At 53.7% G+C, this 21,857-nt stretch carries 16 protein-coding genes and 4 pseudogenes; 13 read left to right on the top strand and 7 right to left on the bottom strand.

What is annotated here, in order from left to right:
* From C5C07_RS21990 to C5C07_RS19570, 7 genes and pseudogenes are all read left to right on the top strand, one after another.
* Positions 1–364 (top strand): annotated as a pseudogene (locus tag C5C07_RS21990) (site-specific integrase); the annotation flags it as partial.
* Between the two features lie 507 nt (positions 365–871).
* Positions 872–3,859 (top strand): TrlF family AAA-like ATPase, encoded by a 2,988-nt coding sequence (locus tag C5C07_RS19545; protein ID WP_115805919.1) that lies wholly within the window; start codon positions 872–874, stop codon positions 3,857–3,859.
* Positions 3,860–3,924: 65 nt separating this feature from the next.
* Positions 3,925–4,258 (top strand): annotated as a pseudogene (locus tag C5C07_RS22195) (restriction endonuclease); the annotation flags it as partial.
* 44 nt (positions 4,259–4,302) lie between these two features.
* Positions 4,303–4,506, top strand: coding sequence for a hypothetical protein (locus C5C07_RS21190; protein ID WP_147302054.1), 204 nt, complete (start codon positions 4,303–4,305; stop codon positions 4,504–4,506).
* Positions 4,507–5,333: 827 nt separating this feature from the next.
* Positions 5,334–5,486, top strand: a complete 153-nt coding sequence (locus C5C07_RS19555; protein ID WP_115805920.1) for a DUF2080 family transposase-associated protein — start codon at positions 5,334–5,336, stop codon at positions 5,484–5,486.
* Between the two features lie 6 nt (positions 5,487–5,492).
* Positions 5,493–7,232, top strand: coding sequence for a zinc ribbon domain-containing protein (locus tag C5C07_RS19560; RefSeq protein ID WP_199514471.1), 1,740 nt, complete (start codon positions 5,493–5,495; stop codon positions 7,230–7,232).
* A 355-nt stretch (positions 7,233–7,587) separates the two neighbouring features.
* Entirely contained in the window at positions 7,588–9,543 is a 1,956-nt protein-coding gene (locus C5C07_RS19570; RefSeq protein WP_115805922.1) for a PAS domain S-box protein, read from the top strand.
* Positions 9,544–9,554: 11 nt separating this feature from the next.
* Here C5C07_RS19570 and C5C07_RS19575 read toward each other — a convergent pair whose 3' ends face one another.
* The gene (locus tag C5C07_RS19575) at positions 9,555–10,799 is read right to left on the bottom strand and encodes an RNA-guided endonuclease TnpB family protein (RefSeq protein WP_115805923.1); all 1,245 of its coding nucleotides are present in this window, start codon (positions 10,797–10,799) and stop codon (positions 9,555–9,557) included.
* A 336-nt stretch (positions 10,800–11,135) separates the two neighbouring features.
* Here C5C07_RS19575 and C5C07_RS22240 point away from each other — a divergent pair.
* The 3 genes and pseudogenes from C5C07_RS22240 to C5C07_RS19590 all read left to right on the top strand — a co-directional run.
* Positions 11,136–12,110 (top strand): annotated as a pseudogene (locus tag C5C07_RS22240) (RNA-guided endonuclease TnpB family protein); the annotation flags it as partial.
* Positions 12,111–12,299: 189 nt separating this feature from the next.
* The gene (locus C5C07_RS19585; RefSeq protein ID WP_115805924.1) at positions 12,300–14,414 is read left to right on the top strand and encodes a PAS domain-containing sensor histidine kinase; all 2,115 of its coding nucleotides are present in this window, start codon (positions 12,300–12,302) and stop codon (positions 14,412–14,414) included.
* 53 nt (positions 14,415–14,467) lie between these two features.
* Positions 14,468–15,415 (top strand): annotated as a pseudogene (locus tag C5C07_RS19590) (RNA-guided endonuclease InsQ/TnpB family protein).
* A gap of 283 nt (positions 15,416–15,698) precedes the next feature.
* On the opposite strand, the gene C5C07_RS19595 reads toward C5C07_RS19590, so the two are convergent.
* Positions 15,699–15,959 carry a HalOD1 output domain-containing protein gene (locus tag C5C07_RS19595; RefSeq protein WP_115805925.1) on the bottom strand — a complete coding sequence of 87 codons (261 nt, stop codon included), beginning with the start codon at positions 15,957–15,959 and terminating at the stop codon, positions 15,699–15,701.
* A 193-nt stretch (positions 15,960–16,152) separates the two neighbouring features.
* Here C5C07_RS19595 and C5C07_RS19600 point away from each other — a divergent pair, with 193 nt between their 5' ends.
* A complete protein-coding gene (locus C5C07_RS19600) occupies positions 16,153–17,502 on the top strand; it encodes an RNA-guided endonuclease TnpB family protein (RefSeq protein ID WP_115805926.1) in 1,350 nt (449 codons plus the stop codon).
* A gap of 25 nt (positions 17,503–17,527) precedes the next feature.
* On the opposite strand, the gene C5C07_RS19605 is transcribed toward C5C07_RS19600, so the two are convergent.
* The 5 genes from C5C07_RS19605 to C5C07_RS19625 all read right to left on the bottom strand — a co-directional run bounded on the left by C5C07_RS19605 (position 17,528) and on the right by C5C07_RS19625 (position 20,729).
* Positions 17,528–17,821 carry a transcriptional regulator gene (locus C5C07_RS19605; protein WP_115805927.1) on the bottom strand — a complete coding sequence of 98 codons (294 nt, stop codon included), beginning with the start codon at positions 17,819–17,821 and terminating at the stop codon, positions 17,528–17,530.
* 223 nt (positions 17,822–18,044) lie between these two features.
* The gene (locus C5C07_RS19610) at positions 18,045–18,566 is read right to left on the bottom strand and encodes an Lrp/AsnC family transcriptional regulator (RefSeq protein WP_115805928.1); all 522 of its coding nucleotides are present in this window, start codon (positions 18,564–18,566) and stop codon (positions 18,045–18,047) included.
* A 151-nt stretch (positions 18,567–18,717) separates the two neighbouring features.
* Positions 18,718–19,119: a DUF6069 family protein gene (locus tag C5C07_RS19615; RefSeq protein ID WP_115805929.1), complete on the bottom strand. Its 402-nt coding sequence runs from the start codon at positions 19,117–19,119 to the stop codon at positions 18,718–18,720.
* A gap of 45 nt (positions 19,120–19,164) precedes the next feature.
* Positions 19,165–20,061 (bottom strand): SDR family oxidoreductase, encoded by an 897-nt coding sequence (locus C5C07_RS19620; protein ID WP_115805930.1) that lies wholly within the window; start codon positions 20,059–20,061, stop codon positions 19,165–19,167.
* Positions 20,058–20,729, bottom strand: a complete 672-nt coding sequence (locus C5C07_RS19625; protein WP_115805931.1) for an NAD(P)-dependent oxidoreductase — start codon at positions 20,727–20,729, stop codon at positions 20,058–20,060. The genes C5C07_RS19620 and C5C07_RS19625 overlap by 4 nt, the downstream gene beginning before the upstream one ends.
* A 129-nt stretch (positions 20,730–20,858) precedes the next feature.
* Here C5C07_RS19625 and C5C07_RS19630 point away from each other — a divergent pair, with 129 nt between their 5' ends.
* Positions 20,859–21,275 carry a helix-turn-helix domain-containing protein gene (locus C5C07_RS19630; protein WP_233510474.1) on the top strand — a complete coding sequence of 139 codons (417 nt, stop codon included), beginning with the start codon at positions 20,859–20,861 and terminating at the stop codon, positions 21,273–21,275.
* Between the two features lie 121 nt (positions 21,276–21,396).
* Positions 21,397–21,857, top strand: a 461-nt coding sequence (locus C5C07_RS19635; protein ID WP_147302055.1) for an ABC transporter ATP-binding protein, incomplete at its 3' end; no start/stop codon positions are given.

Consider the following 21,857-nt stretch of genomic DNA (forward strand, 5'->3'; position numbering starts at 1 on the left):
CGCTGATCGTATCGATTCGCTCTCTGACCGTGAGAACTGGAACGGGTATCTGTTCCCGTCTCGTTCGTCGTCGACGGGCCATGTGTCAGTCAGTACGATACGTCGTAGGTTCAACCAGCTTGCTGACACTGCTGGCGTGGTTGTCGATGGGGATACGCCCACGCCGAAGATGGGACGTCGGTTCTGGTACTCGGCGTATCAGGAAGCTGTTGGTGAGGTTCTGGAAGGACTTGAGGGAGTCGCTGAAGACCAAGGAAGTTCGTCGACGGAGGTCGTGCTTCGAAACTACTTGTCGAGAGAGCAAGAACGGAAGGCTCGGCGAAGAAGGATGTATGAGAAGTTGCAAGCGGCGTTTAATTCTTGAATGAACATCCCACCAACCAGACCCAGACCAATCGATAAAGTATGTAATCGGCCCCGATTCAAGCTTGAAAACTGGCATTGAACCATTCAGATACCCACTTTGCCAGCGTCTAACTTCGAACAGAGAGTAATTCCAATTAACCGAATGGGATCCAAACCAGCATTACCCAGACCACAAGGGTATATACGGCGTCAATAGCCACGATATTGTGTTCGTAGTGAGTGCCTGAACATATATCGAAACTCACCAAAAGAGATGTACGCGACGTAAATTACGTGCTGCAGAAGTCTCATCACTACCAGCACCCCGGGAATGGTAAGGACAGGCGCAAATTGGAGCACCGATTCGATACACCTGGCATACTCTGATGAAATTCTCAAAGAGGCACAGGTTCGAATGGTGGTATAACCGGATGCAGGCCCTCCCAAAGTCACGGTTCTCTGGTAGGGTGAATGTGGGCAGCAACACACTATTGAGACTTCCCAGCCGGATTGTGACGCCAATCGAATGACTAAACTGGTGTTTGAAAAATCCTCGCTGAACAAGCGGGTGTTCCCCAGCAGCTCAATATCAACAGATCATCCGGCCTATTTTATGAATTTTCTCACAGTAAAGCTATTCTGCTATTGTCTATTGAAAAATACTATTTACCTAAGACTATTCAGGAACTTCATGAGTCTCAATCGAGGGTCTGAGTGGAGTCGGTGGGATCTGCATGTTCATACACCGCTTTCGTTTGAATCCAACTTTAGTATCAGTTCGGAAGAGCGTGACCGATATGATGCGCTAGATGAGCTGGACGGAGTCAGCAAGCCGCAGCGACATGACGAAGAGATATGGACAAAATATGTCGACCAACTTGAATCCATTAATCACATCAATTGCCTGGGTATTACCGATTATTTCTCGCTTGAGGGCTACGAACTCGTTGATAAACTTCGAAGTGCTGGTCGGCTCGATAACATTGATGTCGTTCTTCCAAATATCGAATTTCGACTTGACACTATTACTGGCGATGGTAAGCGTATCAACCTCCATGTTATTTTCTCAGATGAACTCTCGGTAAGCGACATCCGGAACGAGTTCTTGCGTAATCTAAAGATTACTATCGATCATGGTGATGAACGAACTCTCCGCCCAGAGTCGCTGCGAGAACTCGGGAGACAAGCCAAAAGTTTCCATGGTGACGATTGCTCTGATTACGTTGCGGGGTGCAAATACGCGCGTGTCAAATTCGATGAGATTATCGGCGAACTGGAATCCACGAACCTGTTCTCGGGCAACTATCTTATTATTTTGTCTGGCGCGGAGTGGAGCGACATCGATTGGGAAGGACAAGACGCCGAGAAGAGACGCCACCTACTCGCCAAAAGCCATGCACTGTTCTCCAACAGTCCGGGCGACCTCCGATGGGCAACTGGCAGAGGCCATTTGTCGCCTGATGATTTTATTGATGAATTTGGATCGCTGAAACCAGTTTTTTCATCATCTGACAGCCATGATTTCGACTCACTCTGCGAGCCTAACAAGAACCGCTATTGTTGGATCAAGGCCGACCATACCTTTGACGGACTGAAACAGGTCGTCTACGAGCCCCTGGACCGTCTGGATATCAGTGATTCATCACCGAAATCATTCACACAAATCCAGACGATTCGCTCACTTTCTATAGAAAACGGGTATGTTAATCAAAATTTGACATTCGACGATACGGAAATTCCGCTCAACTCAAATCTAATCACACTAATCGGAAGTCAGGGAACTGGCAAGACCGCGCTCTTGGACCTCATTGCGAATTGCTTCCAAGACCGACGTAACACTGCTACCGATGATGGAAATTCATTCATTACTAGGATCGAAAGTTCGAACTCTCGACTTCAGACTGAGATTACCTTCGAAGACTTGGACTCATTTAGGAAGTCCGCGTTAGGGGAGCCAGCTGAGTTCGTAGGTGGGGCGAATATATCGTACATCCCTCAAGGAAAAATAGTTGAATACTGTGAGCAGGGGAATCGGCTCCACGATCAGATTAATGATTTAGTGACCGGTTCTGCCACCAGAGAGTCGTCAGACACGGTAGATGAGTTCAAATCCGAGGGGAACCGGATCAAGAACCTCGGCGACAAACTCCGCCGGTTGAATGCAGAGCTTCATGATATTAATCCCCCGAGTGTACGCGAAGAACTCCAAGAGGAACAGGAACAGCTGGAAGAAGCCCAAACAGAACTCAATAATAAGGAATCAGAAATACAGGATTTCAAACAGAATCACGAGGCCGAGTTGGAGGAAACAGAGGCTGAGAGCCTACAAGACGACCTAGACTCTCTCCGTGAAAAATCTGACAGATTAGATAAATTGGAGATTGTAGTCAATTCTGCAAGGGAGAACCTCTCTTCTGCGGACTCGTTCAACAATCAGGTCAGAAAGATAGACGACCAATTTGGTGACTTAGATATCGACTCAGATATCCCGGAGATTGAACTCGACGGACACCGTGGTGCAATCGAGTCGTTAACCGACGATATCACTAATCTTCGTGACGAAATATCGAACTCTCGGGATGAAATCCAAGACAAACTGGGTGACTCGACGGACGCCGAGGAACAACTTGCGGACCTTCGAGAGGAACGGCGACAGATTCAAGATACGATTGAGGTCCTTGAGGCTGCCATCGAGGATTTGAAATCGGAGATCGAGCGAGTCACGGAAGCACACAGTAAACGTACAGATGTGTTCGCTGAGTATGTTTCTGCATACCTCCGTAGGCGCATGTTGTACAGGGATATCATAGGTCAGTTCACAGGTGATGACAACGGAATCCTCGGAGATGTAGAATTTGAGCCGAAGATTGACATTGCCGATGATCTAGTCGATGATTTCTCTGATCTCATAGATATGCGCTCGAATAACAGCGAGGATATTAAATCTGAGGTCCAGAAATTACGTGCTATCATCCGGGGTGAGCAACCAGACAATCTCCAATCCGCAGTCAGCGAATATCTCGAAGCAATGGAGGAGTTCCGTCAGCACACCCTTTCTGATGTTGAGCCTATCAAATTCGATGGAACACTCTATGACACTTATTTGTCTCTCTCAGAGGATATCTTCTACCAGGGAACGCCCATGAACCAGCTCTCCAGAGGTCAGAAAGGAACAGTGTTGCTCAAGATATACTTGGCCGAGGGTGAGAACCCGCTCATTATCGATACACCTGAGGACAATCTTGATAATCGGTTCGTCTACCAAGAGCTCATTGACGCGATTCGGAAAGCGAAATTGAATCGGCAGATATTCATTGCCACTCACGACGCGAATCTGGTTGTCAATACAGACTCTGAGCAGGTCATTATATCGTCGTTCGACCAGGGTACAATAGAATACGTAGCTGGGCCACTCGAAGACACCGACATCCGCTCAGAGGCCAAGGACATTCTTGAAGGTGGAGATGAGGCATTCCGTCGTCGAGAAGAAAAATACGAACTTCGGCCGAGCTAAAGAAGTCAACCGCTGACAATATTGGTGTCCCACTAGGAATGCATGCGAAATTCTCGGGGGTCGCTTTCTTAACGGCAGGATTGTCCCGAGTGACTGCAGAAGATGGCATCCACCGCTGCGGCCACTGCGAAACAACGGCGTCAACGAGACGTGCACCAACTGTCCGAACTGCGGGGCAATCGCCTGTAACAGCCACACCAAAACGGACCGACTGATAGGAAACCTGACCTGTGCGGTCACCGAACGGTTCTTCCTCAAGAAGAGGTACTCCAACGACGAGGACAATATCGAAGCATTCTGTGAGGAGTATCCGAAATGCTGCTTAACGAGAAGGCAATGGAGAACAAACTATTAGCCTGCGGCAACGTGATTATGACGCTGCTGCTCGTTGTCCGCCTCTCGAAGGCCTCGTCGGTCGGGGGCGTCCCAGCGGGGAGTACGGTATGGCTGCTCACTTTGACCGTCCATTCGGGCGGCGACTCGAACGGAGCCTGCGCTGGGAGTTCAACGATGAAGAGATACTTCTCTTCGCTGTGAATGTCGTCCGCTGGGTTCTCGACGACGTGCCTAATCTCCTCGACGAGCATCCGTTCCGTGGTATCAAAATCGTAGAGCCCGCAGAGTTCTTGACTCTCATTCGCGACTGATCCGCCATTTCTGAATAGACCTGTGTGAAAGTATGGGGAATCACCCCACCACCTACCTTACTATACCGAGCTGGCATCTCGGTTGAGTAAGTTGCCGGTGTTCAATGTCAGAGGCACTCGGCATAGCAACCCTCTTTTGCCACAGCAATAGTCCTTTTGGCTATTGTATATTACATTCAGGCCATCTTACCAAAGTCAATACTACCATCGTTTTCCGACCAACAGTCTTTGAAGTCACGAGCTCAGACTTCTCGGTGAACAGTAGTTACCGAATCGATTCTCCTCAGCGCTGAACAAGGCGCTGGAAACGAAGACATCCGAAACCGCGACTGGCTATACTGCGACAGAGTGAAAGAGCTCCGAGTTAGCTGTTGTCTTCCGGAGAGCGAACCTGCGGCAGATTCGGGTTGAAGCGGGAGACTGCTAATGCTCTATGTCGAAGACCTCCCGCTTCATGAAGAGCACGGCCACGTTAATTAATAATTTTGGTGGCCGAGTCCAAGTCACCCTCGAAGAGAATGGCGATTTCGCCGGTTACACTCTCGTATCGCCACACCATCTACGGGTTTACCTCAAAGGCGTGCCAAAACGGTCTGGGTCAATAATATGAGATCGAGTTCGAGGGGGATTCCGGCTGCGTGGAGTGAATTGGCTCAGCCCCAAGACTTGCGCCGGGTATTCAGCACACAGTCAAGCCATTGGACGACCAGTTTCATTGCGCTTTGTTCCGGGGTAACGTAACTGCTACAAAAATCAGCAGTGAACAGCAGTCTTCCCACACCAATCGAATCCAAACGTCTAATAGATACGGAGTATATACTGTAGATATGGCTGAGTTCACGTTCGAGGGACGGGAAGCCCTTGAGAAAGAAGCAAAACCCGTTGGCGGCGGCGCACACGTCCACGTCCCAAAAGATTGGATTGGTGAGAAAGTCGCAGTCATCCGCCTCGAACAACAAGAAACCGAAGACGACGAGTAACTCACAATGGCGTCCACACACCTCTCACTCCCACTCCACCTCCCCTTCGAAGAGCGAGAGCGCCACGATCGATTGGACGCGCTCACGACTCGCGTAGCGAACACGCTCATCGAGCGATACTGGACGCCAGAACACCTCGTCGGGATTCACGAATACTCTTATCAAGCGTGGAAATACTTCGACGAGGACGAAGCGTTCGCTGAGGTTGACCTGTACCTCCCGAGTCGGTACAAGCGGTGTGTAATGCAGAAAGTTGGTGAAACGCTACGGAGCCACGCTGACAAGCGTGAAGCCTTCCAATCCATCCAGTCCGTTCTCCCCGACCACAAGATCCGCCGCATCAACACCCGACGAATCAAAGAACGACTCTGGGGTTCTGAGAACTACATCAAATCTGGATACGTTGACTTGCTCATTGGGCAACTCAACTCCTACTACGACAAACACGGTCGCTTCCCCGAGTCGTATTTCAAGATGCAAGAGTGCCCATCGTACTCGAAAGGTGTTCTCCCGTACTCCGCAGACGATGGCCCGACGAGAGGGCAGGCTGTGAAATACGAGTACGACGAAGACGCACAGTCTCTCACGGTCAAACTCAAAGCCCCGGATACGCTTGAACCAGAGACTCGTGGTGATTGGACGTGGACGGAACACACGCTGGAAGGCTATGAAGCGTTCCATGAACTCCTCGACCACGGAAGTCTCTCTGCTCCATCGTTCCACCCTGCACAGAACAAAACCGGGGACGAATACTATGAACTCTCGTTCCCTGTTGAGGTTGAACACCAAGAGAAACCAGACGACGTTGAAAGCGTCTTGGCGATTGATGGTGGCCTCCGAAAAGACGCAACTGCCGTCGTTGTGGACGAAGACGGTGAACAACTCTCAGTTCCGTATTTTATCCAGAATACGGAGCGAGAGCGGATGCGAAATCTCGCTCGGGAACGCAACCAACTCAATTCCAAACTCGCGTATCTGCGTCGAGAGGGGCGCGACCACACAGACTCGTTCACACACGTCCACGCAGAATACGAGCGAGCGAACAACAAGATTCGGCACAAGCGAGAACAACTCGTCCACGACGTAGCCAATCAACTTCTTGCGCTTGCCCTCGTGTATGATGTGGACGCCATCGTCCACGAAGACCTGCGGAGTCTCTCACCACCTCGTGGTGAAGGGCAACTCTCGTGGGAACTCTCGTCGTGGGCGCGACGAGAAATTATCTCGAAAATCGAGTATCGCGCTGACATCGCCGGAGTGCACGTTCGCAAAGTGCGTCCGGGTAACACGTCCCGGTCGTGTCCTCGATGCGGTTCCACCGGGCACACCACGAAGTCACCCGACCACTCGTTTGAGGTATGGCACGGTGGGCACTTCCGCTGTGACAACGCCCGGTGTGGCTTTCAAGCCGACCGAGACTACGTTGGTGCGGTCAACGTCGCTCGCGTATTCTTCAGCGAGACGGCAACACTGACCCACGATTTCACGTCCTCGTATATCGGGGATTCTGAAATCGTGCCAGCAGGCCGTTCCGCTGGCCCGCGTCTCGCGTTCGGTACTGCGCCACTCGCGTTTACTGAACAGTCGGAAGTGGTGACTGCTGGTGGCGGGTCGTGCTTCATAGCGCCCGCTGTCACCCCGACAGAGACGAAAAACAATAGCAGTAACACCAATTCAGTGTCAAGCCCAGCGACACACAGCACCTCTCAATTCGTTAAAATGACTGCTGTTTACTGCCGAAAATAGGAACGGTTACTCTTTCCGATGTGACCTCCGGTGATTGCGGAGAGGACGTCGATAACGGCGAGTGTGAGGCCAAAGAGGCTTACACTGTTCAGTGCCGAAGAATAGCCAAACGATAGCTGGACAATGAAGTCAATGGCTCTCAAGACCAGCAGAACAGCGATAGCCACGAGTGTATCAACTATGCTGGTGGGAGTCCATTTTATGTCCCCTTTCATTTTCCTACAATAGGCATAGTACTTGCTCACGTGCTCACTGTCTCAAGGTAGTGGAGACCATTTCTGGCTTGCCTGTGTTCTTCGCGGCGACATCCTCACCACTCCCTAAGGTTAATGGCTACCGAATCTCTACCGATGATATGAGCGCGAGAACCCCACGTGAGCGCCTTTACGAGGCGTTTGTCGGCCCTAGCGGACAGATACAAGATAAGGTCACTCGCGCCCTTGATGTCGGAACGTCATATCTTGACCTTCCAATCGGCTTTTTTACACATATTGATGGACAGACACAACGAATCGTCTGCGCCACAGGGAACCACGACCGAATCCGACAGGACGAAACGTGTCCACTTGAAGACGCTTACTGTCGACAGACAGTCGAACGTGAATCTCCCTTGGCAATCCAAGATGTCGACACTTCTCCAATCACAGACCGTGCTGTCCGGACATTTGGCCTCGAAGCCTATCTCGGAACGACAGTGACGGTACACAGTGAGGTGTACGGGACGGTCTGCTTTGCGGACGACGAACAGCGAGGCGAGCCATTTTCAGAATCTGAAGAGCTGTTTTTAGAGCTCCTCGCGCGTCTCATCGGAGGCGAGCTCGAACGAACCGAATACGAACAGGACCTCGAAGAACAACGGTCGGACCTCAAGCGAGAGAAACAACGATTCGAAGCAATAGCAGAGAATAGCTTCGATATCCTGTTTCGGCTCGATACTGACACAAAAATCACATACGTTTCGTCGGCGGTCGAACGCGTGTTAGGATACCAACCACAATCTGTTATCGGTGACCGAATAGACGAGTATCTGACACCATCGGCAGCTACTGATGCGGCTGCTGCAGTCGCAGCCGCGTACAATGGCAGCGATGTCGAGGGTCTGATACTCGAGTTTCTTGACGAATCTGATGCAGTCGTCGTCTTGGAGGTGAACGCAACGCCCGTCACGACTAATGGAGAAGTGGCTGGCGTTCAAGGTGTCGGCCGAGACGTCACTGCACGAAGGAAACGACGGCAAGAACTCCGCATGAAGACACGGGCGATAGACAAAGCGACACTCGGTATTTCGATCGCTGATCTGAGACAGCCTGACAACCCGCTCGTGTATGTCAACGACGGATTCGAACGCATCACTGGGTACGACGCAGCGGATGCCGTGGGAGAAAATTTCCAATTTCTCCGGGGTGACCAAACTGACTCTACGTCAGCCAACGCGTTCCAAACAGCAATCGAACAGGGTGAATCGACTGTTGTCGAACTCATCAACCACCATCGGGATAGCACGCCATTTTGGAATCGCGTCCAACTTAATCCAGTGTTCAATGATGAGAGTGAACTGACCCACTACCTCGGCTTTCACCAAGACGTCACAGAACAGGTGCGGACCACTAAGCTGGTTCGCCTTCTCAATCGTGTGTTACGACATAACCTCCGGAACGATGTGACAGCGATCCGTGGCTGGGGTCGACTCTTGCAGGCAGACAGTTCTGAATCGCCAGCGGATGTTGGGGCGCGAATCGAACGAATCTCTGAAGATCTCGTTCGGGTGAGCGAGCACGCAAAGACGTTGCGTCAGCAGGCGCGTCGTCCCAGAGAGCCACAGCGACTCGACACGAAGTGCCTCGTAGAGGATGCAGTCGCTGACACTCGCTCGGAGTTCGACGTGGAAACAGTCGATGTTTCGGTGGAGACGACTCGAGATGTCTGTGCTGGAACCGAAGTGAAACAAGCGATTGCAGAACTCGTCGAGAATGGACTCAAGCACAGCTCCAACGCAGATCCGCACGTTTCTGTGTCGGCGACTGACGACGGTGCATATGTCACGATTGTCGTTCGTGACAACGGCCCCGGAATCGAGGCGATGGAAGCCGAGGTTATCTCGACAGGCCAAGAGACCGCAGTCGAACACGGCTCTGGGCTTGGGTTGTGGCTCGTCAACTGGATCGTGACGCGATATGGAGGGTCGTTCCAAATTAAAGCAGTCAAGACAGACGAACAAACGGGGACGACTGCGACACTCAAGCTTCCAGCTCTTGCCGATGGAACCGATGTTGAGACTGCAGAGCGAGGGCCAGCAGTGCTATCGTTGTGAACTACCCTACCCTAGTCGCTCACGGCTGATGCCGCTCGCTCCTTGAGGGTAGGGCTTCCTGTTTCAACGACGCGCTTTGCAGATACGGGTGTATCCACAGGGAGCGCGGTCTCCACAGGCGTTGATTCGGAGTATCCCACTCCTATATTTTCGAGGCCGCGAGAAAGGATGTTCCACGCCGCGTTCGCGTCCCTGTCCGCCTCAAACCCGCAAGACGGACAGGAGTGTTCACGGACCCACAACGGCTTCTCCGTCGAGACACCGCACGCCGCACACTCCGTGGTCGTCCCTCTCGGGTTGACCCCCACGAAGTGCGTTCCTTCGCGTTCGCACTTGTATTCAAGTAACGAGAGGAACGTCCGCCACGCCGACGACGCTGTGTTACGGCTGTTCGACGGCGATTCCATCATCCCCTTCACGTTCAGGTCTTCGACCGCTACGAGGTCGTACTCCCGGGCATAGTAGTTCGAGAGTTTGTGTAGGAAGTCGCGGCGCTTCCGTCGGAGGTCAGCGTGACACTCCGCGACGCGCCGCCGTTGCTTCTTGTAGTTGTTCGACCCGTGTTGCTTCCGCGAGAGTTTCCGTTGCTCGCGCTCCAAGCGGTCGCGTTCGTCCGAGAGGTCGAGCGGCCCGACTGCCGTGCCGTCGGTGTCGTGGGCGTACTTGAGAATCCCCACGTCGATACCGACGCACTTCTCGGGAGTCGCTGACGGTTCGGGCGGTTCACGGTCCAGTTCGACGCCGAAGGTAACGAACCACTCGCCCGTCGGTTCCTTCTTGAGCGTGACCTGCTTGAGTGTGGCGTCGTCAGGGATAGGTCGGTGGAGCCGTATTGGTATATCCGCTATTTTCGAGAGTGACAGAATAGTCTGACCGCCCTTCTTGTCGAGCTTGAAGCCAGATTGACTGTACGTGAAACTGCGGAACTCCCGTGGGGGCTTCCACGTGAGTTGACCGACGCCGTAGCCGTTCTCCTTGAGTCCTCCGAGTGATTTAACGTTCTGCTCGATTCGCATGACTGCTGTTTGCAGAACTGTCGAGTACACGTCTGAGAGGCCATCCCACCAGTCTTTCAGGGATGGGATTTTGTCTCGAATGGACCGAACACGCTGATTGAGTGTGCCTGCATCTTCGGGGATTTGGTCGAAGCGGTAGAGCGCGTGATTGTACAGTTGCCTACAAATGTCTCGGTGACGGTCCAACTCCTTGCGGTGGGCGTCGGACGGCTTGAGACGGTACTTGTAGGCGTAGTACATGGCGCTACTCGCGTTCCTCGATTAACTCGTCCAACTGCTCGCGGACGAACGACGAGAGGTTGAGGTGTTGGTCCTCAATCCACTCGTCTTGGTCCTCTCGAATGGTGATTGTCTTCCGTTTCATCGTAATGCACGGTATGCACGATACACGCATAATAGTTACGGTGAAACGTTGGCCTGTGGGCAGAGCGTCGAGCGTGTTTGCTACTCGTGCGGCGTTGACGAGACGCCTCGCGTCTCGTTCGCGCACGAGAGCTTTGCTCTCGTGAACGCTGTATCCCCTCCCTACTCGCATCTTCGATGCTCGTTGAGGAAGGGGGCTTAGCGCCTCCTTTCAGCGAAGGGTATCGACTCACCTACAACGACGAGGCTGACCGCGTAGCGTTCCGTGTGAGTCCGAAGCCGTACAAGAAGGTGAAAGGACACCTTCGAGGGCGACCGGAAGACCTCGCGTTGATTGAGGACGCCTTGACTGAAGATGAGTGGTCGTTGGGGCAGGCCGAACTTCTGTACCGAGATGGCGTGTACTACCTACACGTCACGGTCAAAACAGAACTCGAAGTGCCTGAACCTGAAGACGCTGACACGCTCGTTGGCGTCGATATTAACGAGCGCAACATCGCTCTCACTACTCTTAATCGTGAGACGATGGACACGCTCGGAACACTCGTGCTTGACTACGGCTCGGTGAAAGTCGAACGTCAACGCTACCACACCATCACGAAACGCTGTCAAGAACACGGCCAACACTCCATCCACCACCAACTCGGGGAGAAAGAAGGACGCTACACTGAGTGGATTCTTCACCGAATGTCCCGAGTCGTGGTGGAGTTCGCCCAACAGTTCCCGAATCCGGTTATCGTGTTCGAGGACTTGAGCGGGATTTGAGACGCCATCAAGTACGGAACGTACATGAATCGGCGTCTGCACAAACTGCCGTTCCACAAGTTCGAGCAACCAGTTCGTTACAAAGCGACGTGGAACCGGATTCCGTGTGAGACGGTTGAGTCGCCGTACAACTCGAAGACGTGTTCGTGCTGTGGACACCGTGGCTACCGTCAGGGACGACGGTTCCGGTGTGCGAATGATTCGTGTGCGGTTCAGCAAGACCATGCTGACCGGAACGCAAGTGTGAATGTGGCGTGGCGAGCGTGGGCGAAACACGCTGGCGTTGATGTTGACTCGGTTAATTACCGGACTCGCAAAACCCAACCATTTGTTCGGAAGGTGAGCCTGTCTGGGTCGGGGCGCTCTGTAAACCGCCCATCCTCATCCCGCGAAATCGCTTCGCGTGGAGTGCTTACAACGTAGGCTGAGGGAACAAGAAAAGCCACGGGTCACCCGACCCGTGGTCGTTTACCGGAAATCAACGATTTCTGTGATGACGAGACGTTTCGCGTCTCGAACCACTTGACCCCGAGGCAGTTGACCGGAAATAATTTGTTTTGTTGGGCCAATTGAAATGTATGATTACAACGACTTACTTGTGGGGGACAAAACGTGGTTCAGCATGAGGCACTTAACCGCGTTATTGACGGAACTATTATCGTAGATTCTGAGTTCAGATATGCGTCTATCAGTCAGCAGGCAGAACAAATCCTCGGAACGGACACAGATGACGTTCTGAACAAACGGCTTTGGGAGACCTTTCCTGATCTCACCGAGACAGCTGTTGAGGAGAAGCTTAGGGAGGCCATGAACAAACAAATAAAGTATTCGTTCGACTATCATGAACAAGACCTAGATCGATGGTTCGACATCCGCGTTTGTCCGAACGACGACGGTCTTTTAATGCACTTCATCGACATCACAGACCGGAAACAGTACGAGTTAGAACTCGAACGAAAAAATCGTTGTTTCTCGACACTTCTGGAGAATACATCAGAATGCGTCTATATCAAAAATAAGAACGGTTCATACAACTTTGTGAACGAGGCTGCCGCCGCCGTATTCGACACTAACCCAGACGAGGTAGTCGGTAAAACGGACAAAGAATTGTTCGACTCAGCCGATGCATCTGCTGTACAAGAAGTTGACGAGCGGATCGCTGAGTTTGGTGAAGCAGAAACCCGAGAAGCTGTTCGCCATGTCAACGGCGAGCGACACGTGTTCCTTGACAACAAGTTTCCCTACCGAAATGAAAAAGACGACATCGTCGGAATCATGGGGATCAGCCGAGATATCACCGACCGGAATACTCGCGAACAAGAACTCGAACGCCAAGAGTACTTATTCGGACGTGTCCAAGAGATCGCCGATATCGGCGTCTGGGAATATAACCCACGAACAGACGACCTAACATGGTCTGATGGAATCAAGCGCATTCATGGGGTCGAAAATTCTTACGAGCCAACACTTGAAGACGCACTCGAGTTCTATCATCCAGAAGACCGCGACAAGGTTGAAGCAGCCGTTGAGAACGCCATTGAAAACGGTGAGCGGTACGACCTTTTTCTTCGGATAGTTCGCACTGACGGCGAAACGAGGCATATTCGTGCCTATGGGGAGGCGGGACTGGAAGAGCACAGCGACAAACAATTAGTTCAGGGCGTGTTCCAAGATGTCACAGAGCGCCAACGTCGTGAGCAAGCACTCCGAGAACTGGGCGAAGAGTACGAAGCCCTGATAAACAATGCAGAAGACGCATTTTTCTTCGTCAACGTCGAACACGTTGAGGACGAAATTGAATTCCAGTTTGATCGGCTCAGTCCATCACACGAGGCCACAAGCGGCCTCACGACCGGAACTATCCAAGGTAAATCACCTCAAGAAGTGTTCGGTGACGTGACAGGTGCAGAGATTGCAGAAAACTATCGACGCTGTGTCGAAGCTGGTGAACCGATTACCTACGAAGAATCTCTCCCAACGCCTGAGGGAGATATCATTTGGCAGACCAAGCTCGCTCCTGTCGTTATCAATGGTGAAGTGACTCGGATCGTTGGTGTCGCCCGAGATGTAACTGACCGAGTCGAACGTGAACAGAAGCTCCATCGACAGAAAGAACGACTTGACGAGTTCGCGAGCGTCGTCTCTCACGATCTCCGGAGCCCGCTGAATGTGGCACAGGGACGTGCAGAACTACTCAAAGACGAGTCGGCGAGTGAGCACCTCGATCCGCTTTCTAAAGCACTTGATCGAATGGAGACAATCATTGAAGATACATTAACACTCGCGAGACAAGGGAATTCTGTCGCCGAGATGCAACCGATCAAGATTGCCGATATGGCCGAGCAATGCTGGGGACTAATCGAGACGACTGATGCTACACTTGAGGTCTTCGATGATATTACAATTCAGGGTGACCCTGACCGTTTGCAGCATATCTGTGAAAATCTGTTTCGAAACGCTGTCGAACACGGTGGAAAAAATGTTTCAGTCCGAATCGGACGGGCGGGTGAAAAACAAATTTACTTTGAAGACGATGGTATAGGGATTCCACCCGCTAAGCGCGACGCTGTGTTTGAACCTGGTCATTCATCGGCGTCCGGCGGTACGGGGTTTGGACTTTCCATCGTCAAGCGCATCGCTGAGGCACACGGGTGGAGTATTGCCATTGCTGAAAGCAGCGATGGTGGTGCCAGATTCGAATTCTCAAACGTCGAAATTAATGATTGAACTGTCTTGAAGCCGCCTCAAGGACGAACTTATCGAGGAGCGCGAGTAGCGCCATGTACTACGCCTACAAGTACATTCTCAAGCCGTCTGACGCCCACCGCGAGGATTTGGATCGCCACCGAGACATTTGTAGGCAACTATACAATCACGCGCTCTACCGATTCGACCAAATCCCCGAAGATGCAGGCACACTCAATCAGCGTGTTCGGTCCATCCGAGACGAAATTCCGTCCCTGAAAGAGTGGTGGGATAACCTCTCGGACGTGTACTCGACAGTTCTGCAAACAGCGGTCATGCGAATCGAACAGAACGTCAAATCACTCGGAGGACTCAAGAAACGGCTACGGCGTCGGTCAACTCAAGTGGAAGCCGCCACGAGAGTTTCGCAGTTTCACGTACAGTCAGTCTGGCTTCAAGCTCGACAAGAAGGGCGGTCAGACTGTCTTGTCACTCTCAAAACTCGCGGACATACCGATTCGACTTCACCGCACCATTCCCGACGACGCCACGCTCAAGCAGGTCACGGTCAAGAAGGAACCGACGGGCGAGTGGTTCGTTACCTTCGGCGTCGAACAGCCGCAACACAGCGTCGTCGGCGCGGCGGACGTTCCTCTCGTTGCTCAAATACAAATGCGAGCGCGAAGGCACGCACTTCGTCGCGGTGAATCCACGCGGAACGACGAAAGAGTGTGCGTCCTGCGGTGTCTCGACGGAGAAGCCGCTCTGGGTTCGTGAACATTCCTGTCCTGCCTGCGGGTTTGAGGCAGATAGGGACGCGAACGCGGCGTGGAACATCCTTTCCCGCGGTCTCGAAGACGTAGGAGTGGCACTCCGAATCAACGCCTGTGGAGACTGTGCTCCCTGTGGATACACCTGTATCTGCAAAGCGCGTCGTGGAAGCAGGAAGCCCCATCACCAGAAGTCACAGACTTCTGGTTAGCAGTCAGAACTCAAAGAGTTCTGACGACACCCTCAAGCGCGAGCCGTCAGGCGAGCGGTAGGGTGGGGTAGTTCACAACGGCCCGATGGAGGACCGAACGCAAGCCCAACTCCCAAGATGGGCCAATTACCCACTATATCGACTGTGGGCATACTCACTCAAACCGGGGCAGATAATAAACCTTCTCGACAGTATTGACATCCTCTCCGCGCTAAACAGTGGTTTCCGAATCAAGTTCTATCGGAAGTTGCATCGGCGCGTGCATCTCGAGGTCACGCGCGTCGACGGCACGATGCACGAAGTCGAGTGCATCGTTTACAACGAACAGGCCAGCCACTGCTAGGCTATCCCTGAGAGACCTCCTCTGCTTCGACAGAAACGTGGCCCGTTGCAGCCGCGGTTATCGAGTAACCACAGTAGCTGAATATAACCTTTCCGCTGGAGCTATCCCTGTCTCCGAACAGCGCATCAAGCGCGTCAGCGTCAAGGACATCATGCAACAGTTCAGAAAGTTCTGTAGGATGGATTTCCATCTCCGTGGCGACAGCCTCGATAACTGCTATGCTGAGCGATTTATCCCCCGAGTTGGAAGGCACCGAACTCATGGGTGGGGTTTGGCGTACACCTCCATACCACTGCCGTTCGCACGGAGGATTAGCTCAAAGAGAGGGCGCTAAGCCCCCTTCCTCAAGGAGCATCGAAGATGCGAGTAGGGAGGGGATACAGCGCCCGCACGAGTCACAGACACGCTAATCCGTGCGATTAAACCACCGCACTTCGTACGGATTGATACGTCGCATGAATTACAGCCCACGCTTCCGCTTACTCCCCAGCACGGAGCAACGCGGGGCGATGGACTGGCAACGAAACACCGTGCGACAACTGTACAACCACGCTCTCAACGAATTCGAGCAAATTCCCGAAGACGCGGGCACGCTCCGCCAGCGCGTCTGGAGCGTGCGAGACCGACTCCCCGCGCTCAAAGACTGGTGGCCCGACCTCAAACTGGTCTATTCAACGGTCTTGCAGAAAGCCGTCGAGCGCATCCGAGACAACATCCAGAACCTCGGGAAACTCAAAGCCAAGGGCTACGACGTGGGGTCGTTGAATTGGAAGAAACCGCGTGAGTACCGGAGTTTCACGTACCGACAATCGGGCTTCGAACTCGACAAGAAGAGTGGCCCGAATGGTCGCGGACTCCTCATCCTCAAGAAACTCAAAGGCGAAACCCGTGAGATTCCAATTCGAATCCATCGTGACCTTCCAGACCACGAGCAAATCAAAGAAGTCACGCTCAAGAAAGAACCCACGGGAGCGTGGTACGCCAGTTTCTGTATCGAAACCGAGACACCGGAGAAACCCGCCGTCGAAGCCATCGGGTCTGACGATGCGGTGGGTCTTGACCTCGGCGTGTTGAACTTCGTCCACGATTCGGACGGGCGTTCGGTTGGGAGACTTGATTTATCCGACGACTGGGAGCTCCTCGAACGAGAGCAACGGTCGCTCTCGCGGAAAGAGTACGAATCCAACAACTGGGAGAAACAGCGGCGGCGAGTCGCCAGAGTTCACGCGCGGATGTCGAACAGGAAACACGATTACAAGCACAAGCTCGCGCACTTCTACACCACGGAGTACGACGCGGTATTCGTCGAGGACCTCAACGCCAAGGGGATGCTTGAATCTCGGGGGAACGCTCGTAACAAGGCCGAGGTGGGGTGGCGTGACTTCATCACGACTCTCGAACACCACGGTGAGAAGAACGGCTGTCACGTCGTGCAGGTTGACCCGCGCGGGACGACCACAGAGTGTGCAGGCTGTGGCGTGGAGACGCGCAAGCCGCTGTGGGTACGCAAGCATTCCTGTCCGAGTTGTGGGTTCGAACTCGATAGGGATTGGAACGCGTCGTTGAACGTCCTCTCACGAGGACTCGACAAACTAGGAGTGGTTCACTCCGAAGACACGTCCTCAGAAACGCGGTGCGTTTCTGATGTGCGAACGAGAGCGTTGCTCTCGTCAACGCCTGTGGAGACTGCGACCGCTGTGTCCGCCGATGGTGGCGAGAATTCGTCCACCGTCGTGGATGCAAGTCGCGTCACAGAAGCAGGAAGCCCCGCCCTCAAGGAAGCAACGCGAAGCGTTGCTGAGTAGGGCGGGGGAGTTCACCCATTCGTGCTTACTGTTTGGTGAGGTCGCTCAGACACTCCAGTAGTGGTCGAATCTCTTCGAATTGCGGCCCTTTGATAACTTCGTCCGTTTCTTTATTCCACCGAATAAATCCCTGACATTCGAGTTTAGGGAGATGAGTATGGTACATCGCGATTCGCGTTTTCCGGTCAGTGTCCGCTTGTGCTGTTTCTCCCTCTGCTGGTATCTGCGTTGCGACGGTCTGTGGGTTGGTTTCAAGAAGGTCGAGTAACAGTTCCCGGCGGTGTTCGTCTCCGAGCGCATTAAACATGGCGTCGTTCATGATCTCTCTGAAGGATTGCCCCGATAAGGACCGCTGCTTCCTTCGACGGTTATTTCCTCTTGTACTGGTCGACCTGCAATACGGATAACGCTGTTGTGTAGAATATCCGGGGGAATGTGGATTCCACAAAATATAGCGGTAGAATGTGCGGTTCCCAGAACACTAGATGTGGTATCCCGAGAATAAACGACCCGTATCTATGAAATCTCGAAGTTGAGTGTACTTACTCGTTTGATGTCGCTCCGTCGTTCGAGTCGACTGCGCGTGCATCCATTTCTTCTGTGCCTTGCAGGAAGAAGTGGTTGAATGGCTGGACGTGGCGGCGACGCATCATCTCTGAGGACTCAATCTCGACGCCAAGCTCATGGATTGCGTCGGTGATCCTAGTGATATCGCTGGTGTTGGTCCCCACGACGTCAACGTGGATATTACGTCGGCCTGTGAGCATCTCGCGAACGTCGATCACACCCTGAATCCCCCGGATTTGCTCGGAGAACTCGGGGAGTCTGGTGGGTTTCGCAGAGATGACAAACGTCACTTGTAATGGCAGATTCGCTGCTTCGTAATCGATCTCGGGGTGATAGCCTTTGATGATGCCGTCGTCTTCGAGTCGACCGATTCGATTGCGAATCGTACTGGCGGACACGCCAACCTTGTCAGCCATCTCTTCTGCGGTTGTCCCACGGGCGTTCCGCTGGAGCAAGTACAGAATACTACGGTCCACGTCGTCTAAATCGCGTCCCATAGGGGGCGTACGGGGTGAAGCCACTGAAAGGTTTCTCCGCTACGAACGCGGCCGTCATCCACTCTTAGCTCAGTGGGACGCTCGTTCGGAAGGACGAACCATGTTCGATTTGTTGACCGACCCCTACCATGAATTGCTCGCACTCATCCATCTACCGGGTGAGTATCGCGTAACAAATTCCCGCAACAGTCACGTGCATCACCATCAGCACGAGAATTCCTGCGGTTGTGGCTCCCGGACGCCCAGGGAGAAATGTCACGTCCGGAACGAACGATAAGAGCAACACAGCCCCAGTAATCACCGCGAAGAGGCGATTCGGGCGCGTTGTCCGCCACTGGAGGAGACCGTATACGATGGTAGCGCCGACTGCCCCGACCGCAGAGAGAAACAGGACGGGCGGGAATGCGAGCGGTTGGAACGACTGGACTGCATCTGTGGCTGTGACGATCCCGACGATGAGCCCGTTCACGACGAGCGAGAGCGCGAGCGCGATTCCGCCACGGGTTGCAAGCGTTCGGTGATCAATCGGTGAGTGCTGGGTTGTCGTCTGCATAATTTCGTGTCGTATTGGAGTATTCGGTCTCTGATCTATCGATGGTTAGTGATCGGCTTTCTGTGATTCGTCTGCGTGGCTGGCTTCCTGCTGGAACACGTCTGTGTGATCTTCGACGAACGCTCGCATCGTCCGAGGCGGGCGTCCAAGCACGTCTGCAACGTCGTCAGTCACTCGGCCTGCCAGCCCAAGTCGAGCCGTCGTATAGATGCCTAGCATCACGATGACGAACGGAAGCGGTGAGTCGCGACGATACATCGTCGTGGCGAACTCGATTGGGCCGGGTCGGGTGTAGTCGATTTCCCGATCCAAGACCTCGGAGAAGATTGCGGCCACGTCATCGTACGTCAGTGCCTCCGGCCCAGTCACGTCGTATGCGCGATTCTCGTGGCCGGGTTCGGTGAGAGCAGCCACTGCGACAGCGGCGATATCCCGAGCATCGACGAAACTCGTGGTACCGTCACCCGCGGGAACGAATATCTCATCATGGTCAACGATGTCTTCCCGATGGACCTCGGACAGATTCTGCATGAAAAACGACGCTCGTAGGAACGTGTAGGTCACGTCGGTTTCACGAAGCGCATCCTCGATGCGGTGATGGGGTAAGATCGGATTCTTTTCGGCCCCGAGTACCGAGAGGTAGACGACATGGTCGACACCGACCCGAGCCGCAGCGTCGACGGCCGGCGTGAGATGGCGCTTCACGCGACTCACTGATGGCGGTCGGATGAGAAACATCGCGTCGACATCCGCGAACGCCGCACCCCACGTCTCTGGTTTGTGGAAATCGAATGCGACGCACTCGACGTCACTCACGAACTGCCCGCGGGCCCGTTCGGGATCACGGACCCCCGCTCGGACGGTGACGTCTTTCTGGGTGAGTTGGCTAACGACGTGGCTTCCAACGGTGCCTGTGGCTCCGGTAACGAGGATGCGTTTCATTGGTCGGTGATTTTCGGTAGTTGTTCGACGTACAGGTCGTCTTCTAGGCACTCGAGGATGAACTGGGCGACGTTGGCCCGGGCGGCACTATCGCGTAGCCCTAGCTGGAGTTCCGTTCCGTGCTGGAACTGCCCTGTGCGTTTGCCCTCTGTGAGTCGTGGGCCACGGACGATCGTCCACTGGGTGTTGCTCGCCCGGAGCATCTCTGCGTGGGCTTTCGCGTCTTCGAGGACGCCGCCAGCCATCACTTTCAGTAGTGAGCCCATCACTTTCCCGCTGAGACTCACCGACTCGCCGTCTTCCCGAACGCCAGCCCCAACCAGTGTCACGATACGTTCGACACCGGATTCGTCCATCGCATCGAGGATGTGCCGTCCAGCTTCGGTTAGGAGATCGTCGGGGCCAGACGAAGTCTGGCCAAGGACGCAGACGACGGCATCGACCGCGCTGGCTTCGTCACCGCCGTCTCCGCCCGCGACGGCATCAGCGACGCCAGCACCGGCGTAGGCATCGCCCTGTACGACAACGAGTGTGTCGTGGCTGCGAAGCGAGGCGGGGATATCATTCGCGTTGCGGGCGAACGCGACGACGTCGTGGCCGCGTTCGAGTGCCTGTTCGACGAGGGGAACTCCGGTTCGTCCGGTAGCCCCGAACACCGCGATTTTCATACCCGCTACTACGACAGGAGAAGTCATATACTTGTGACTTCGGAGTTTCGTAGTAATGGCCGCCACACATCCCTGTGTTGCCGAATTCATACTCGAATGTTCTTGGCGCTGGGGTCCATACGAGATCGTATGGACGATGTACCCCACGGACGTGAGGCTGCTCGTGACAGGCGGAAATCGATGTCTTCCGCCGAGCGTGGACGGGTCGAGCAGACCGTCTCGGAGTTGCTTGACCTCTTAGGAAAAGCGCACACGATGGCGATCCTCCGTGAATTCGCGTTTTCTGAGGGACCACTCAGATTCTCCGACCTCGAAACCGAGCTGGGTATCTCACCGAACACCCTCTCGGAACGACTGAAGGAACTCGTCGCAACAGGATTGCTCGTCCGAGAATCCTACGACGAAATCCCACCTCGCGTGGAGTATGAGCCGACGGAGAAGGCTGAAGCACTGTTTCCCGCGTTCGGACACTTCCATCGATGGGCTGCCGATTTTGCACTTGAATCGGCCGACTCAGACATGACTTCAACTTCTGAAGTGAATTAGCAACTTCGGACTCGCAAGTATTTGACTACGAAATTCATAGTGCAATCCAATTGCAGCAGCGACACAGATCTCTGCCAGCAGCGGAACTAGCGGTTCAATCGAAGCAGCAACTGAGTCCACGATGAATACACACGCCAACACGAATCCAGGTGGCGATGGTACTGAGACGCCTCGTTACGCGATTGACGCACAGAACGTCCAGTTGACCTACAGTGATGGAACTCGAGCCGTAAACGGTGTCGACATCCAGATTCCCAAGGGAGAATTCTTCGGCTTTCTCGGCCCAAACGGGGCCGGAAAGACGACCACGATCAAAACGTTGGTTACACTCCTGTCGCCTACTGATGGGAAAATCACCGTCAACGAGTTCGATGTGCGGACGGACCCGCGAGCCGTTCGCGAGTCAGTCGGTTACATGGCTCAGGAGACGAGCGTTGACTCCGAACTTACTGCCCGAGAGAATATTCGATTCGCCTGCGAAGCCTATGGCGTCCCGCGGTCGGCACGTGGTGACCGTATCGACGAACTACTTGATCTCGTCGACCTCGCCGACGTTGGCGACAAGCAAGCCGAAGAGTTCTC

It is taken from the genome of Haloferax sp. Atlit-4N, assembly GCF_003383025.1.
In the GTDB taxonomy this organism is placed as follows: Archaea; Halobacteriota; Halobacteria; order Halobacteriales; family Haloferacaceae; genus Haloferax; species Haloferax gibbonsii.

Bases quoted from the DNA above. Each gene is read 5' to 3' on its own strand.
- C5C07_RS19545 (WP_115805919.1), top strand. From the start codon at position 872: ATGACTAAACTGGTGTTTGAAAAATCCTCGCTGAACAAGCGGGTGTTC.
- C5C07_RS21190 (WP_147302054.1), top strand. From the start codon at position 4,303: ATGGCTGCTCACTTTGACCGTCCATTCGGGCGGCGACTCGAACGGAGC.
- C5C07_RS19555 (WP_115805920.1), top strand. From the start codon at position 5,334: ATGGCTGAGTTCACGTTCGAGGGACGGGAAGCCCTTGAGAAAGAAGCA.
- C5C07_RS19560 (WP_199514471.1), top strand. From the start codon at position 5,493: ATGGCGTCCACACACCTCTCACTCCCACTCCACCTCCCCTTCGAAGAG.
- C5C07_RS19570 (WP_115805922.1), top strand. From the start codon at position 7,588: ATGAGCGCGAGAACCCCACGTGAGCGCCTTTACGAGGCGTTTGTCGGC.
- C5C07_RS19575 (WP_115805923.1), bottom strand. From the start codon at position 10,799: ATGTACTACGCCTACAAGTACCGTCTCAAGCCGTCCGACGCCCACCGC.
- C5C07_RS19595 (WP_115805925.1), bottom strand. From the start codon at position 15,959: ATGAGTTCGGTGCCTTCCAACTCGGGGGATAAATCGCTCAGCATAGCA.
- C5C07_RS19600 (WP_115805926.1), top strand. From the start codon at position 16,153: ATGAATTACAGCCCACGCTTCCGCTTACTCCCCAGCACGGAGCAACGC.
- C5C07_RS19605 (WP_115805927.1), bottom strand. From the start codon at position 17,821: ATGAACGACGCCATGTTTAATGCGCTCGGAGACGAACACCGCCGGGAA.
- C5C07_RS19610 (WP_115805928.1), bottom strand. From the start codon at position 18,566: ATGGGACGCGATTTAGACGACGTGGACCGTAGTATTCTGTACTTGCTC.
- C5C07_RS19615 (WP_115805929.1), bottom strand. From the start codon at position 19,119: ATGCAGACGACAACCCAGCACTCACCGATTGATCACCGAACGCTTGCA.
- C5C07_RS19620 (WP_115805930.1), bottom strand. From the start codon at position 20,061: ATGAAACGCATCCTCGTTACCGGAGCCACAGGCACCGTTGGAAGCCAC.
- C5C07_RS19625 (WP_115805931.1), bottom strand. From the start codon at position 20,729: ATGAAAATCGCGGTGTTCGGGGCTACCGGACGAACCGGAGTTCCCCTC.
- C5C07_RS19630 (WP_233510474.1), top strand. From the start codon at position 20,859: ATGGACGATGTACCCCACGGACGTGAGGCTGCTCGTGACAGGCGGAAA.